Source organism: Hymenobacter qilianensis (assembly GCF_014638675.1).
Lineage (GTDB): Bacteria > Bacteroidota > Bacteroidia > Cytophagales > Hymenobacteraceae > Hymenobacter > Hymenobacter qilianensis.
The window spans coordinates 162,893-178,891 of record NZ_BMFN01000001.1 but is presented as its reverse complement, the minus strand read 5'-3'; the positions used below and the strand labels follow the sequence as shown (position 1 = coordinate 178,891).

Genomic DNA, 15,999 nt, shown 5'->3' with positions numbered 1-15,999 from the left:
CATTGATCTGGGGGGCTTTTTTGAGCCTGTGTCGTAGCTAAAACATTAATTGTGCTAATGTGCGCGAATAGTAATTTAATAAGCCGACCAAGCAGCAAGTATGCATATTGCTTACGCTTTTTATAACTTGTTAAAATAATACTAGAAATGAGTAACTTTATCTAAAGTCACTCTAGCAGTTGGATAAGGCATACACGAACAAATGGGGGGCTTTTTAGGAGACTACGGACCGGAAAACCGCGCTTGTGCTTGGTGCCGTATGTGCAGGAAAGGATGAAATAGCGAAGAGGAGGTGAGGTCAGCAGTAGAGGAAGAAAGCATTCACGAGCCCAAAAAACACGAGTTGGGCCTTTCTAAGATGGCTGTCATAGCATCCAACACTAAATAAAATGCATTTATTCCTTAATTTAAGCGCCACAAGTGCTAATGCAGGCTTGCTTTAGCAAAAACGGTCATAACATTTCTTTCACTTTTTTCACACTTTCACACTTATGCTGCCGGTTTGGCAAATCGGTATTTGTTCACTCTAACTGGGCCACAAGCCAATTCCTAAATGAAACAAAAATTTTTACTCTCTCTTGTCTGGTGCTTGCTGCTGGTGACAACCGCATGGGCTCAAACCCGGACGGTGACTGGCCGCGTAACCGATGCTGACGGGTCGGGCCTGCCCGGCGTAACAGTACTGGAGCGCGGCACTACCAACGGCGTCAGCACCAGCGCCGATGGCGCCTTTTCGCTTACCGTACAGCCGAACGCTACCTTGGTAATTAGCTCAATTGGCTATAATACCCAGACTATTCCGGTAGGCGACCAATCAGTAATCAATGCTCGTTTGGGAACAAACGAGACAGTGCTTAACGAAGCTGTGGTAGTAGGTTATGGTAGCCAGGCCAAATCAGAAGTGACCGGCTCCGTAACGCAGCTCAGCAGCAAGGACGTAGAAAACGTGCCGGTAGTAAGCTTCGAGCAAGCTATTCAGGGCCGTACGCCTGGTGTTACTATCAACCAGACCTCCGGCAAGCTCGGAGCAGGTGTTCAAATCCGGGTGCGGGGTGCTTCATCGGTAACGGCATCCAACCAGCCTTTGTACGTGATTGACGGTATTCCCGTAACGTCGCAGGACGTAGGCACCGATGTAGAGCCCTTGAACCCACTGGCTGACCTGAACCCCAATGACATCGAGTCCATTACCATTCTGAAGGATGCTGCTTCGGCGGCCATCTATGGCTCGCGGGCTTCGAATGGCGTGGTGTTGGTAACCACCAAAAGCGGCCGCCAGGGACAAACCAAGGTAAATGTTGGCTACTACGTAGGTACCAGCGAAACCACCAGAAGGCAGAAATTTCTGAACGCTGCCCAGTACAATGAGCTGTTCAGAGAGTCGGCGGCCAATGCTGGCATCACCGACCCAGATGAGGTCGATGCATTATTCCTGGATTTTGGAATCGATCTTAACTCTGGCGTTGATCAGAACTGGAGCGAAGAGGCTTTCCGTACCGGTAAAGTGTCGCAGTATGATGCCAACGTTAGCGGCGGCGATGCCAAAACCCGCTTCTACTTAAGCACTACCTACAACGACCAGACCGGTATCATCATCGGCAACCGTTTCCGTCGGGGTAGTGCTCGCATCAACCTCGACCACTCGATTACAGAAAAGGTGAAAGTGGGCTTGAACTTGTCGTTGACCCGCTCAGTGAACGACCGTATTCCGAACGACAACGCCTTCACTAACCCCGTGCAGCTGAATGCTTTGCCACCGCTTCAACCAAAAATTGACCCCGAGACCGGCGAGCTGAATCAGCTGACGCTGTATACCAACAACCTGGTTGACATAGAGCGGGTAACAAACAGAGCAGGTACGTACCGCTCATTTAGCAATGCCTACCTGTCGTTCAATCCAATTAAGAACCTGACTATCCGCACCGAAGCCGGTGCTGACTTCCTGAATCTGAACGAAGATATCTATGCTCCGGCAGGTACATCGAGTGGTGGTAATACGGGGGAAGGCTTCAGCAACCAGACGCAGGTAATGAACTACACCACCAACAATACGGCGAACTACTTGCTGACGCTGAACGAAGCAAATACCATCGAAGCCCTTGCTGGTTTCTCCTTCCAGCGCTCTGATCTCAAGCAAACCTCCGCTGAAGGGCGAGGCTTCCCGAACGCTGAGTTTACCCGAATTGCTAGCGCCGCTATCAAGACGGGCGGCTCAAGCTCCTCGCGGGACGAATTCTCGTTTGTTTCGTTCTTCGGCCGCGTCAACTACGCGTACCAGGGCAAGTACTTGCTGTCCGGTAGCGTTCGTCGCGATGGTTCGTCGCGCTTCGGTGCCAACAATAAGTATGGAACATTCGGCGCTGGCTCGGTGGGCTGGGTGATTTCGGAAGAAGGCTTCCTGCAAGACAACTCTATCGTTAATTTCCTGAAGCTGCGGGCCAGCTACGGTTTGACCGGTAATGCGGAGATTGGCAACTTCCTCTCTCGTGGGTTGTTTACTGCTCTTCCCTACGCCGACCAGGCTGGTATTCGTCCTAGCACCGTTGTTGGTAACCCTGATTTATCGTGGGAGAGCACGGCTCAAACCGACATCGGCTTAGAGTTCGGTTTCCTCGATAACCGTATTTCCGGTGAAATCGACGTTTATCAGAAAAATACGGACGATTTGCTGTTAGGCCGCCAACTCCTTTATGTAAATGGCTATAACACCGTAACCGAAAACGTAGGCAAACTGGAAAACCGTGGTCTGGAGATTTCCTTAAACACACGCAACTTCGACAAGGACTTTAAGTGGAGCACTAACTTCAACATCTCCTTCAACCGTAACGAAATCACAGAGCTGACCTCGCCTATTCAAAGCGGTCAGCTGGCTAGCGTACGTGAAGGTCAGCCAATTGGTGTTTTCTGGGGACGTAAGTACGCTGGCGTAGATCCTGCTAATGGCAATGCCTTGTACTACGCCGAGGATGGCTCAACTACTGATGAAATTACCGACTCGCCTTTACAGGTTGTTGGTAATCCGAACCCCGATTACACGGGCGGTATCACGAACACCTTCTCGTATAAAGGTTTTGACCTGAGCGTTCTCGGTCAGTTTGTATACGGCAACGACATCTACAACTCGGCTGGTGTTTATCAAGCCGTCAACGGTGACTTCTTTGATAACCAGACTATCGAGCAATTAGACCGTTGGCAGAAGCCGGGCGACAGAACTAATGTTCCCCGTGCCGAGCTTTTCTCAGGCAACGGAGCGCAGGCTTCTTCGCGTTGGGTGACAAAAGGTTCTTTCCTGCGGGTGAAGAATGTAACCTTCGGCTATACGCTGCCTGCTTCGGTAGCCAAGCTAGGGTTCCTGCAAACCGCTCGCTTATATGTACAGGCCCAGAACTTAGCCACCATTACCAACTATGATGGCTATGATCCGGAAGTAAATACTGCCGCGTTTGGCCAAGGCAACTACGTGCTGGGTGTTGATTTCTACACTCCGCCGTTGGCTAAAACCTTCTTGGTTGGTATCAATTTAGGCTTTTAATCTTCTGACGTAACTTCTGATGAAAACGATATTTTCTCGGTCGGTCGCTTTGCTGGCCTTGGGCTTAAGCCTGGGTCTGAGCTCATGCGATGACAAACTCGATATTAATCCTTCCCAATCAATAGATGCCACTACGGCGCTTGGTAACCAAGCTAATGTAGGGAGCGCCGTAGTTGGTATGTACGCCCAGCTGGGTGGTCCAACGCTCTATGGTACCGATTTGATTCTGGTGCCAGAGCTAATGGCTGCCGACAACTACATTCAGTTTCAGGGCAGTTTTACCCAATACCGCGCATTAGTTAATAGAACCACAAACGCATCAACGTCGACTGCTGAAACTACTTGGCGTGATGCGTACGAGGCTATTAACACAGCTAACCTTGTTATTGATGCGCTGCCAGTAGTAACTACACCTGCCTTGAAGAGCCAGTATGAAGGGGAAGCACGGTTTGTCCGGGCTATGCTGTACTTTGAACTAGTACGCCTTTATGGCAAGCAGTATGAGCCAGGCGGAGCCAACGCACAGCTTGGGGTGCCTATCACCCTGGTGCCAGTGAAATCGTTGGAGCAGGCTACGGTTCCGCAGCAGCGGGCTACGGTAGCGCAGGTGTATACGCAGGTTATTAACGACCTGACCTCAGCCATTGCCCTGTTGCCTGAAGAAAACCCTGCCCGCGCTACCACCTTCACCGCCAAGGCACTGCTGGCCCGCGTGTATTTGCAGCAAAGCAATTTTGCGCAGGCACGCATTCTGGCCGATGATGTTATTCGCAACAGCGGTAAGGCACTTTCGCCTACGCTTTCTTCGGTTTTCACGGGTCGTAACACCTCTGAAACGTTGCTGGAAATTCAGCAAAACGACCAGAATAACGCCGGAACATCTAACAATGGCTTAGCTACATTTTTCTCCAGTATCGGTCAGCAAGGCCGGGGCGATGTGCGCGTATTGCCTGCTTTTGCTAACCTTTACGGGGCAAACGATGCCCGTGGTACTGCTTCGCTTTTGTATGAAGGCACGGGTACCAACCGGGCTGCCGGTCAGCTACGGACGGGCAAATGGATAGCTTTCGGTCAGAACATTCCACTTATTCGCCTTGCCGAAATGTACCTGATCCGGGCAGAGGCCGACTTCAGAGCCGGGAATATTCCTTCAGCTTTGGTTGACATAAACCGTGTTCGGACCCGCTCTACGGCTACCCCGCTTACGGCTCCTCAACTGTCGCTGGCTACTATTCTGCGTGAGCGGCAACTGGAACTGGCATTCGAGGGCTTCCGTCTGCACGATCTGAAGCGCACCAGAACCAACATCTTTGTGCCAGCATCTGGTAATAACCCCGCCAGAGAGGTTGACATCAACAGCGACATTCTTGTGCTTCCCATTCCGCTGCGCGAGATTAACGTAGAGCCCGGTCTGATCCAGAACCCTGGCTACTAGTTGGATAGAGTATTGCGAAAAAGCCCCCCAGAACTTTCTGGGGGGCTTTTTTACGTACTATTTATCCGCTATTTATCCGTCAGCAATACCTGGGGGGCATTTTGGCTGTTGCCCATGATGATGACTTTGCTGTTGGCGGAAGTAGCAATGGCTTGGTTGGCCTTGATGGTTTCGTACCGCAATAGCCGGTCGCTGAGCTCGGCGCTGATGATTTTCTGGTAGTCGGCGATGCCCTGAGCTTCGAGGCGCTTGCGCTCTGCTTCCTGACGTTCTTTTTGGAGCACAAACTGCATCTTCTGGGCTTCCTGCTCGGCGGATATCTTGCTCTCGATGCTGCGCTTGACGGGCGCAGGGAGTTGAATGTTGCGAATCAGAAGCTGCTCTAGTTGCAGGCCGCGCTGTTGGAAGTCACGGTTGATGGTATTGTAGATGCGATTTTGGAATTCGTCGCGGCGGGTGGAGTAAAGCGCCACGGCATCATAGTACACAGCATTGTCGCGGATACGGGTGCGCGTAACGGGCCGCACAATGGCATCCTGATAATTGGGGCCGATGGTAGAGAGAATATGCGGCGTGCGGGCGGGCACCACGCGGTACAGCACCGTCAGGTCGATGACAACTTCCAGCCCGTCGGCCGTGAGCACCTGGATGGCATCGTCGCCGGCGCGCTGGCCTTCCTCGCGCTGCACCGACATGGTATAGTTCTGGGTGCGCGTGTCAAATTTGGTCACATTCACCAAAGGGTTCACTACGTTCAGGCCGCTGATAAGAATGCGCGGCTGCACCTTGCCAAACAATGTCTGAACGCCCACCTGTCCGGCATCAATCTGCACTACGGTGCTCAGCGCCAGCCCCAATACTACCAGCGTTGCGCCCGCAAACAGCAGCAAGCTGCGAAACCGATGCGCGGAATACGATATCTTACTCGCATTATACCCCACAATAAGTAGCACGAGGCCAACGAAAACTAGGGTCATAGCCGAGGGATTTGGGTGGAACAGGACGCGGCCAAGTCAGCGCAAATTGCCCCTCAGCCGCTACGAAAAGATAAGCTTTTGCCGGCTGTTTTGGAAGCCCGGCTTCTACTTGGCTATTTCCCCACCTCCTGCTCGTCCTCGTCGTCCTCATCGTCTTCATTCAGCGCATCGAAGTCGATTTCTTGGGCCAATTCCAAGGCTTCTTCGATAACAGCATCCATCATGGGCTTGGTATCCGCGTCGAGGGTGCGCTCGAAAAGCTGCAGAATCTGCTCGCCCTCGTCGTTCACGTACAGATTGGTGTAGAGGCGCTCAAACAGCTTGGCGTCGCGGGTAATGACGTTGTCGATGTCGGCGACGGAGCGAGCGCCCAGCGCGCGGTGCAGCACATCCAGCACACGGCGGCTTTCTTCGTGGTCGCCCAGGTCGGTGAGCAGCTTAAGCAAGGACATAGCTACGCCCAGGCGCACGCGCTCAAACCGGAAGGGAACATCGGCGCGGGTGGCGTGCTCGAAAGTGGCATACGCGGCCGTGTCGGGCTCAGTGAGGTAGTAGGCCGCATCGGCGTCGGTGCGGAAGGCAGCGCGCAGCAGTTGTTCGTAGCGAAGAGCACTCATGGTGGCAGGGAAATATGGAGAAGGAAGAAAAGGCTGAGCTTGGCCTGGGTTGGCTCCGAAAAAGCCCCCCAGCTACTAATGACGTAACCTAAAGAGCGAAAGGTACGATTGAAGAAAAGACGCGCGCGCTTTTTAGCCGTCACTTCATTGCAGCCGCTCGCTCAGCTGCCCTGAGGCGGCGACAAAATTCCTTCATTTATATCCTATCATTCCAACCTTCCTACAGATGACACATAAGAAAAAATGGCTGCTATTTGCCCCATCCGGGCTCATGATTATTGGTTTTGGCACCTGCCTGATTCAGTGGGCTACCGCTTTGCAGCGCAAACAAGTGCCTACCGGCGAGTGGGTAGCCGCCGGTACATTGGCGCTGGGCGTGTTCAATGCCGGACTATGTGTATTTGGGCGGGGCGTGGCTGAAGGCGTGCTGCACGAAATCCGGGAGAAAGGCCCGTCGGCGGTTGTAGCAGCTGAGATTCCGCAGGAGTAATCATTAAATCGCGCCGGATAAATTCGGGGTGCGATGTTGCTTCTCAACTATCAGAGAGGATGTAGAATAAAAAGCCCCCCGTAGCGCGCTTCGGGGGGCTTTTTTGTGGCTTTTTGAAAGCATGAATTATTATGTTCCGTCGGGGTTTTGCAGCCCAGACAGGCCCGCTGCTTCGCGGCGGCGCTCTTCATCATTCTGCATATCATTGAGCTCAATATTAAGCGCGTCGCCGGAAATCTGAATTTCGCGCAGCGACATCGCCAATGATACCAGCAGCGCCAGCAAACTCGCGCCGAAGATAAACTGACCCGCCTGCACGAAGCCCGCAAACAGCAGAAACATGCACAGCACGCAGCCAAACATGCTGGCTATCCCCACCGCCTGCATATTACGCACAATCACGAGGCGCTGGCGCAGGTTCTGAATCTGGAGCATCAGGTGCGAGCTATGCGTGGTCTGATACTGCGATTTGAGCGTGCGCACGCGGTTGGCCAAGGCCATGAAGCGGTTGGTATAAGCCAGCAGCAGCAGCGACAATGCCGGAAAGAGTAGCGCCGGGGTAGTAAGCGTAATTTCCATAGAAAGAGAGTAATACGCGGCCTGAGCAGCAGAGGTATTCTTCTACAGCACCTTCACCACCAACTGCGAAGCGTGCTCCGGCGAGTGGTAGAGGCGGTGCGTGGCTTTCTGGAAATCCTCGTCTTTGGCTTCGTAAATATTAGGCACAAAGGTCTGCGGATTGCGGTCGACGAGCGGAAACCAGGAGCTTTGCACCTGCACCATCAGGCGGTGGCCTTTCTTGAAGGTGTGACACAAGTCCTGCAAGGCAAAGGGTACGGCCGTTACTTCATTGGGTGTAAAGGCTTTGGGTTGCGAAAAGCTTTCCCGGAAACGGCCGCGCATTACTTCAGAGCGCACGAGCTGCTGGTAGCCGCCCAGCTTTACATTGGGCAGGTTGCGTGGGTTGTCGGGCGTATCGTTTGGGTACACATCAATGATTTTGACAACCCAATCCGCATCGGTTCCGGTGGTGGCTACTTGCAGCAGCGCCTGAATAGGGCCAGCAAGGGTAAGGTCTTCGGTGAGCACGTCAGTCTGGTAGGTGAGCACATCGGGGCGGCGGCTGGCGAAGCGCTGGTCGTCGGTCATGTACTCGCGCGTCATGCCGGTGGCGGTGGCTTCAGTGAAGGGAACCGGCTTGGCGGGGTCACTGATATATTCGTCAAAAAGCCCCCCAGCGGCAGTAGCGGTGGGTTTACTGAACGAAATTTGCCCCCCAGGCTGGAAAAACAACGTCCGATCTTTCACTTGCTTGGGCGGCCAAGCATCAAAGGTGCGCCAGCGGTTCGTGCCACTCTCGAAGATGTAGGCTTCGGGCAGTTTTGGGTCGGTTGGCTTCTCGGCTTTCAAGTGCGCCCGGAAAAACGGCGCTTCAATGCTGTCCTGGTAGAAAAGCGACGGCGACGCGCCGTAGGCCACGTTGCCCACCATTTCGCCGGTGCCCCGCGCCCAGCCGCCGTGTACCCACGGCCCCATCACGATGCGATTGGAAAGCTTAGGGTTCTGATTTTCGATGGTTTTGTAGGTTTGCAGCGCTCCGAATAGGTTTTCGGCGTCGTTGAAGCCGCCTACGGTGAGCACGGCCGTCTTCGTGTTCAGATCTTTCAGGTGCGGACGCAGGTTGCGCGCCTGCCAGAACTCATCGTAGTTGGGGTGAGCCATCAGGTCGTTCCAGAAGGCAACATTATCCTTGAAATAACGCTCATTGGCATTTTTGAGTGGCCCAAGGCGCAGAAAGAAGTCGTAGCCATCGGGCGTGCCGTGCTGAAACGACGGGTTGCGGTTGGGAGTGGGCTGGGGGCGGGGCTGCCCGAAGCTGGCCAGGAAGTTGAAAGCATGGGGCAGAAAGAAGGCTCCATTGTGGTGAAAGTCGTCCCAAAACCAGTCGGCAATTGGGGCCTGCGGTGAGGAAGCCCTGAGCGCCGGATGCCGGCTAGTCAGGCCCACCGACGTGTAGAAGCCCGGATACGAAATGCCCCACTGACCCACGCGGCCATTGTTGCGGGGGCCTTTTTTGACCAGCCACTCAATGGTATCAAACGTGTCGGTGCCTTCGTCAATGTCCTGTTTGCCACGAGGCTTATCCTTGGCCGGGCGCATGTTCACAAACTCGCCCTCCGACATATAAGCCCCCCGAACATCCTGATACACAAAAATGTAGCCCTCGCGCATTATGGTAGGTGATGGACCGAGCGCTGTTTTATACGTGTCGGGGCCATAAGGGCCGGCCGAGTACGGCGTGCGGTTCATGAGCACCGGGTAGCGCTTGGTGGCTGCGTCGGTGGGAGCGTAGATGATGGTGTGCAGCTTGCGGCCGTCGCGCATAGGCACCAGCTGCTCCGTTTTGGTGTAATGCTGGCGCACATACACCGAGTCGGCATTGATTTTCTGCCCATACGCGGTTGTGCTGGTCAGCAGCACGGCGGTGGCTAGCAGGCGAAAGAATAACGGTAGCTTCATCGGCGGAGGAAAAAGTGGATGGTCGGCAGAAAGAATACGACGAAAGTAACAGAGATTCGCGCACTGCTACCAGCGGAATAGTACCTTGCTTTAAAAGTTGCGCTGAGCTGCTCTGTCCGCTGAGTTATTTGTCCTTTTTGTTGTTCCAGCACTAGCTGGTCATTTTTAATCCATGAAGAAACCCACTACCTGGCAGACTTACCTCTCCGCCAGCTCTTTCCAAACCCTGTTTTTCCTTTTACTGCTACCGCTTTGGAGCCTGACCGCGGCCCAGGCCCAAACGACCGCGCCAGCTTCCAACGCTGGCACTCTGCTTACGCCTTCCCAATTCCTGGGCTATCCGCTGGGGGGCAATTTTACGCCCCATTCAGAGCTGCTACGCTACGTAGACCATGTAGTGCAGAACTCCGGTGGCCGGATGCGCCTGCAGCCCTACGGCCGCACCTACGAAAATCGGCCGCTGGAAGTGGTGCAAATCGCGTCGCCCGAGAACCTGAGTCGGCTAGAAGAAATCCGCCGCAACAACCTGCGTCGGGCCGGCCTGGAAAGCGGTGCGGCTAAAGCCGCTGAACCAGCCATCGTGTGGTTGAGCTACAACATTCACGGCAACGAAGCGGTATCGTCGGAGGCCATGATGCAGGTGCTTTACGACTTGGCCAACCCTCAGAATCAACAGACCCAGCAGTGGCTTCAGAATACGGTGGTGCTGCTGGACCCGTGCGTAAACCCTGATGGCCGCGAGCGGTATGCGCAGTGGTACAACCGCGTGCGCAACCGCACACCCAACGCTTCACCTTACGCCTGGGAACACCACGAACCTTGGCCTGGGGGGCGTTTTAACCATTATTACTTCGATTTGAACCGCGACTGGGCCTGGCAAACGCAGCAGGAAAGCCAGCAGCGCGTGGCACTGTATAGCCAGTGGTTGCCCCAGGTACACGCCGACTTTCATGAGATGGGCGTAGATAACCCGTATTATTTCTCGCCCGCGGCCAAGCCTTTTCACGCGGATATAACGCCTTTTCAGCGGGAATTCCAGAACACGATTGGCGAGTACAACCGTAAGGTGTTCGACCAGAACAACTGGTTGTACTTCACCCGCGAAACCTACGACCTGTTCTATCCCAGCTACGGCGACACGTATCCTTCGTTCAACGGCGCCATCGGGATGACCTATGAGCAAGGTGGATCGGGCCGGGCCGGGGTTCAGATTCTGAAATCTGATGGCGACACGCTCACGCTCAGCCAGCGGATTGCCCACCACCACGCCGCGAGCATGGCCACTATTCAAGCCACGGCCGAGCGCCACGACCCGCTGGTACGGGAGTTTGAGAAGTATTATACCACCGCTCGCACCAAGCCCGGCGGTGACTACAAAACGTACGTGCTGGCCGCCTCCAACGACCCTGGCCAACTGGAAAGCCTTCGCAAATACCTCGATCGGCAGCAGATCAGCTATGGCTATGCGCCGCGTAAAATGCGCACGAAGGGCTTCAACTACACCACTGGCAAAAATGAATCGGTGGAAATACAGCCCCGCGACCTTGTGGTGAGCATGTATCAGCCTAAGTCGACGCTGGTGAAGGTGCTGTTTGAGCCGCGCCCCGCGCTGGAAGATTCACTGACCTACGACATTACCGCCTGGGCTTTGCCGTATGCCTATGGCTTGAAGGCATATGCGCTGAAAGAACAGTTGAAAGGTAGCGATGCAGCAACTGCCAGAGCACCTTCAGCACCAATTCGTAACGCGCCCGCTACTGGTACTCCGTATGCCTATGTGGCCCGCTGGACCAATATTCAGGACTTGCGCTTTCTGAGTCAACTCTTGCAGAAAAAGGTGAAAGTGCGGGTAGCGGAGCTGCCATTTGAAGCGGAAGGACAAAAGTATCAGGCCGGTACGCTGGTTATTACCCGCACCGGCAACGAAAACATGGGCCCTCGCTTCGACCAGATTGTACGCGCCCAGGCCGACTCGATGGGGGTGATGGTGCAGGCCGTGCGCTCGGGCTTCTCCACTACGGGCGCCGATTTTGGGTCTAGCTCGGTTCGTTATGTGAAACAGCCTACGGTGGGCCTGGTGGCCGGTGAAGGCATTTCGCCGACCGCGTTTGGCGAGATATGGCACTTCTTTGAGCAGCAAATCGGCTACCCTGTTACCGTAATAGGCACGGACTACCTGAATAGCATTCCGCTGCAAAAATTCGACGTGCTCATTCTGCCCGATGGCAACTATGCCGATATCTACCCCGAAAAAAGCCTGGAAAATCTGAAGACCTGGGTGCGGGCCGGTGGTAAGCTGATTGCGATGGAAGGTGCCGCCGCTTACCTCGCCAATCGCAAGGATTTCCTGCTGAAAACGAAGCCAGCCGATACCGCTGCCGCCAAAAAAGCCAGTCCTTACGCGCCGCTGCGCCGTTACGCCGATTCCGAGCGGCGTCAGATTGAGGAGCGTGTGCAGGGCAGCGTTTACCGGGTGCAGCTCGACAATACGCACCCCCTGGCCTTCGGCTACGGCTCTACTTACTACGCTTTGGTGCGCGATACGCTCAATTACCGCTTTCTGGGCGACGGTGGCTGGAACGTGGGTATTCTCAAAAAGGAAGGCTCTGCCGCAGGCTTCACCGGCCGTCGGGCCCGCCAGAAGCTCACCGATACGTTTGTGCTCGGTACACAAGGCATGGGCCGTGGCCAGGTAGTGTATCTGGCTGATAATCCGCTGTTTCGCGGGTTCTGGCAGGGGGGCAAGCTGCTGTTTGGCAATGCGCTGTTCTTTGTCGGACAGTAGGCTCCGTGCTCCTAATAAGTGCATTAAAAAAGCCCCCCAGAAGTTCTGGGGGGCTTTTTTAATGCACAAAAACTAAAAAATACTAATCGACAACGTCTTCAACTTTGTTGCCGACTTTGTTAGCACCTTTCTTCACGGCTTTACCGGTTTTCTTGGCGCCTTTTTCTACGGCTTTGCCAGTTTTCTTACCAGCACGCTTTACGTCTTGGGTAGTGTTGTAACGCTTCTGGCCAACTTCAGTGCGGCCGGTGCGGGTGGTAGTTTCTGACTTTACAGTACCATTGTCACGCACGTCAACTTCCGTTTTGGTGGTGTTGCCGGTAGCTTCGTTGCCAGTAGTAGTGGTAGTAGTCTGCGCGAAGGCAGCGGAAGAAAAAGCTGTTGCGAAGAACAGCAAAAGAGCCTTTTTCATAACGAGTTTGATAAGTAAGGGAGAAGACAAATGTGTCTTACGGGGCCTTATACGGCAGGCCCGCAAATAAGTACGTCTTATTTCCTTCTTTCTTACAGTTGAGCTACAACTTGGGCTCAGTTGGCAGCAGCAACGAGCTGTCGCCGTAGCTCAAAAACCGATAATCGTGCGCTAAAGCATGGTCGTAAACGCACCGCCAATCGGGGCCGATAAGTGCCGCTACAAGCAGCAAAAGAGTGCTTTCCGGTTGGTGGAAGTTGGTTACCAAGCCATTTGCTACCCGAAACTGGTAGCCGGGCGCAATAAGCAACTGGGTGGTAGCGCGCAGAAAGGAGCTGCCCGTGCTTTCCAGGTGCTGAAGCAGCGCTTGTAAGGCCTGCGTGAAAGAAACAGCGGTTGCTTCCTCGTAAGGCTGCCACTGTCCAACGTGCAGCTCGGTAGCTGGCACGTCGGTCGGTTGGTTGGCTAGCTTGGCGCCCAGCCAGTACATACTTTCCAGGGTGCGCAGACTGGTGGTACCCACTGCAATGATGGGTAAGGGCGCATGCGCCAGCAATTGCCGGAGCACGGCCGCGTCCACCACAAAATGCTCGCCGTGCATGGCGTGACCGGCCATCATTTCGGCCTTCACCGGTTGAAAAGTGCCTGCACCCACGTGCAGCGTCACGCGAGCCGTTTGGAAGCCGTGGGCGGTTAAGTCGGTCAGGACGGCGTCGGAGAAGTGCAGGCCGGCCGTGGGAGCCGCTACGGCGCCCTCATTTGCCGCGTACACGGTTTGATAGCGCACCGCATCCACGTCGGTATCCTCACGGTTGAGGTAGGGCGGCAGCGGCAGATGCCCGGCGTAGCGCAATACTTCCGCAAAAGGCAGCGCGGCCGGTTCCCAGCTGAACTGAATAAGCGAATAGCCTTCGGCAGCCTCTACGCGTTCCGCTGTAAGCATTGCTGGTTTTTCATCAACGCTAAAAACCAGCTGAACGGACCCTGTTTTCCAGCGCTTGCCATTGCCTACCAAGCATTTCCAAATGCAGCTGCCGGTTTGCTGCATGGCTGGCTCCACGGCCCGGTGAGGCGCTACGGGTTCCAGACAAAACAGCTCCACTACGCCACCCGTGGGCTTCTGGCAAAACAGCCGCGCCCGCACCACCTTCGTGTCGTTGAAGACCAGCAGAGCGCCGGGGGGCAATTCGGAAGGTAGATTGTGGAAGCGTTGATCGGAGATTTGCCCCCCACGGTACACCAGCAGGCGCGACTGGTCGCGGTTGGGCAAGGGCTCCGGCGCAATGCGGCTGGGGGGCAATTCGTAGGTGAAATCCTGAATGGAAAGCTGACGAGGATCGGAGAAGGCGGACATGGCTGCAAAGGTAAGCAGGCCGTCGGCGGCTGGCGCGCAAAAGTCAGCCGCCCATTACGGTAAGAACGTCATGCAGAGCGGTAGCGAAGCATCTCGCGTGTTTAGCGAGAGTACTAATCAAGCATCAGCACGCGAGATGCTTCGCTGCGCTCTGTATGATAGATGATTCTTGCAAATCAATGTGCTTAATCCGCCCGTTGGAAAAACATCAAATGCTGTTGCGGCAGGCTTTCCACGCTTTCAATAAACTCGAGCCCCACGGCAGCCATTTCCTTGCGGGCCTGCTCTATGCTCATCTTGTGGATACGCTTAATGGGCACATTTACGTCCTCGGCACGGTACTCCACCAACGCCAGCCGCCCCGTAGGCGTGAGGCTTTTGCGGATAGCGGTCATCATTTCGCGTGGGTAGTCAAACTCGTGGTAGGCATCCACGATGAGTACCAGATCGACACTGTTGGGGGGCAAATTGGGGTTTTGCTTGGTGCTTAGAATGGGCTCAACGTTGGATACTTTGTTGCGAGCCTTGTTCTCTTTCAAATAAGCAATCATCTCCGGCTGAATATCAACCGCAAGTACTTTGCCTTGCGGCACCAGCTGGCTCATCTGAAAGGCGAAGTACCCGGTGCCCGCGCCAATATCGGCCACCACGTCAGTGGGCTTCAGCTTGAGCTCGCGCAGCAGAATATCGGTGCCTTCCTCCTGCTGCCGATCATCGCGCTCCAGCCAGCCCGCGCCCTCATGACCCATTACGTGGGCAATCTGGCGGCCCATATAGTACTTGCCGATGCCATTGGGGTCGATGGGGGGCTTAATTTGGTAACCGCTGGTATCGCGCGAGGCACTCAGGCGCTGCTCCGTTTCGAGCGGGAAACGGCTTTCGGTGGGGGGCTGCGTGCAGGAAGTGGTCTGGATAAGCAGCGCGGCTGGCAATACAATCCACGAAAAAATCAGCGAAACGATATGCATAGAAACAAACAGGGATGCTACAGATGAGCTAAACAGCCGAGAGGCCCGAAGCGTTCGGAAAATAAATCTGACCGCACTTTGGCACTCCGCCACAAGCGGAAGCGCTTTATATAACGTCGGCTAATTCAGAAAAAATATATTCAAAACGACGATTTTATCCACCCCTTTCTACCTTTGGCCCGTACAAAACATCGTTTTTGTTTCTTTTAACCACATTTTACGCCCCATGAAACACCTGTCCGGACTCTGGCACAAGCTGACACTCGTTGTAGCCGTAACTGCCGCTTTGAGTAGCTGTAATCGCGCCGAATACGCTATGCTGCCCAAAACAACATCGTATCATGGCACTGCACAGCGCGCCGTAACGGTAGCTCCGGCCACCAAGGAAACTGCCGTAACCGAAGTTGCTCCCGTTGCCGAGGCTCCTGTAGCAGTTTCAGAAGAAGTAGCTATTGCTCGGCCGGTTGAGGCTCCCACGGCCTCTGTAGCCGTAACTGAAGCTCCTGCTCAAGCTGCTACCGCAGTAGTTGCTACGCCAGCAAAGTCTGCCGTGACGGCTCCTAAGCTGAACTTGATGCAGAAGGCGTTAGTGCAAAAAATCGCTAAGAAAGCCGATAAGCTGTCAAGCAAAATGCAGATAAAACAGCGCACTGAAACAGCAGAAGCTGAAAGACTTGGAGGCAAACTGCGTCAAGGTATCATCCTAGTCATTGTTGGTCTCTTGGTAGGCTTATTAGGTTTCGTTGGTGGGCCAATCGGAACGATATTCGGTATAATATCTACCATTCTCGTTCTTGTAGGTATAGTTCTTATTGTTCTCTATTTGCTGGATGAGTTATAAGAATAATATTCCACAAAAAAGCCCCCCAGTATTACACTGGGGGGCTTTTTTGTGCTTGAATTGAATCA

Annotated in this window: 12 protein-coding genes; 5 read left to right on the top strand and 7 right to left on the bottom strand. The window is 54.4% G+C overall.

Annotation, left to right across the window (positions count from 1 at the left end; all coding sequences use genetic code 11):
- Positions 1 to 553 precede the first annotated feature (553 nt).
- Together IEW06_RS00710 and IEW06_RS00705 are read left to right on the top strand one after the other, a co-directional pair.
- Positions 554 to 3,532 (top strand): SusC/RagA family TonB-linked outer membrane protein, encoded by a 2,979-nt coding sequence (locus tag IEW06_RS00710; protein ID WP_187731212.1) that lies wholly within the window; start codon positions 554 to 556, stop codon positions 3,530 to 3,532.
- Positions 3,533 to 3,551: 19 nt separating this feature from the next.
- Entirely contained in the window at positions 3,552 to 4,967 is a 1,416-nt protein-coding gene (locus tag IEW06_RS00705) for a RagB/SusD family nutrient uptake outer membrane protein (protein ID WP_187731213.1), read from the top strand.
- A 68-nt stretch (positions 4,968 to 5,035) separates the two neighbouring features.
- On the opposite strand, the gene IEW06_RS00700 is transcribed toward IEW06_RS00705, so the two are convergent.
- The gene (locus IEW06_RS00700; protein ID WP_188547171.1) at positions 5,036 to 5,944 is read right to left on the bottom strand and encodes a prohibitin family protein; all 909 of its coding nucleotides are present in this window, start codon (positions 5,942 to 5,944) and stop codon (positions 5,036 to 5,038) included.
- Positions 5,945 to 6,057: 113 nt separating this feature from the next.
- Positions 6,058 to 6,561 carry a hypothetical protein gene (locus IEW06_RS00695; RefSeq protein WP_187731215.1) on the bottom strand — a complete coding sequence of 168 codons (504 nt, stop codon included), beginning with the start codon at positions 6,559 to 6,561 and terminating at the stop codon, positions 6,058 to 6,060.
- Between the two features lie 226 nt (positions 6,562 to 6,787).
- Between IEW06_RS00695 and IEW06_RS00690 the strand changes: the two genes are divergently transcribed.
- A complete protein-coding gene (locus IEW06_RS00690; RefSeq protein ID WP_187731216.1) occupies positions 6,788 to 7,051 on the top strand; it encodes a hypothetical protein in 264 nt (87 codons plus the stop codon).
- Positions 7,052 to 7,180: 129 nt separating this feature from the next.
- On the opposite strand, the gene IEW06_RS00685 is transcribed toward IEW06_RS00690, so the two are convergent.
- Positions 7,181 to 7,630 carry a DUF2721 domain-containing protein gene (locus IEW06_RS00685; RefSeq protein ID WP_187731217.1) on the bottom strand — a complete coding sequence of 150 codons (450 nt, stop codon included), beginning with the start codon at positions 7,628 to 7,630 and terminating at the stop codon, positions 7,181 to 7,183.
- A 42-nt stretch (positions 7,631 to 7,672) separates the two neighbouring features.
- A complete protein-coding gene (locus IEW06_RS00680; RefSeq protein ID WP_188547169.1) occupies positions 7,673 to 9,571 on the bottom strand; it encodes a CocE/NonD family hydrolase in 1,899 nt (632 codons plus the stop codon).
- A gap of 172 nt (positions 9,572 to 9,743) precedes the next feature.
- Here IEW06_RS00680 and IEW06_RS00675 point away from each other — a divergent pair, with 172 nt between their 5' ends.
- Complete coding sequence (locus IEW06_RS00675; RefSeq protein WP_187731218.1) at positions 9,744 to 12,356, top strand: M14 family metallopeptidase; 2,613 nt, start codon at positions 9,744 to 9,746, stop codon at positions 12,354 to 12,356.
- Positions 12,357 to 12,438: 82 nt separating this feature from the next.
- Here IEW06_RS00675 and IEW06_RS00670 read toward each other — a convergent pair whose 3' ends face one another.
- The 3 genes from IEW06_RS00670 to IEW06_RS00660 form a co-directional block, all read right to left on the bottom strand.
- Positions 12,439 to 12,768, bottom strand: a complete 330-nt coding sequence (locus IEW06_RS00670) for a hypothetical protein (protein ID WP_187731219.1) — start codon at positions 12,766 to 12,768, stop codon at positions 12,439 to 12,441.
- A 103-nt stretch (positions 12,769 to 12,871) separates the two neighbouring features.
- Positions 12,872 to 14,122, bottom strand: coding sequence for an S-adenosylmethionine:tRNA ribosyltransferase-isomerase (locus IEW06_RS00665; RefSeq protein ID WP_188547167.1), 1,251 nt, complete (start codon positions 14,120 to 14,122; stop codon positions 12,872 to 12,874).
- Between the two features lie 185 nt (positions 14,123 to 14,307).
- Positions 14,308 to 15,090 carry a class I SAM-dependent methyltransferase gene (locus IEW06_RS00660; protein WP_188547165.1) on the bottom strand — a complete coding sequence of 261 codons (783 nt, stop codon included), beginning with the start codon at positions 15,088 to 15,090 and terminating at the stop codon, positions 14,308 to 14,310.
- 316 nt (positions 15,091 to 15,406) lie between these two features.
- Between IEW06_RS00660 and IEW06_RS00655 the strand changes: the two genes are divergently transcribed.
- Complete coding sequence (locus tag IEW06_RS00655) at positions 15,407 to 15,931, top strand: hypothetical protein (protein WP_187731222.1); 525 nt, start codon at positions 15,407 to 15,409, stop codon at positions 15,929 to 15,931.
- The last annotated feature ends 68 nt before the right edge of the window (positions 15,932 to 15,999 follow it).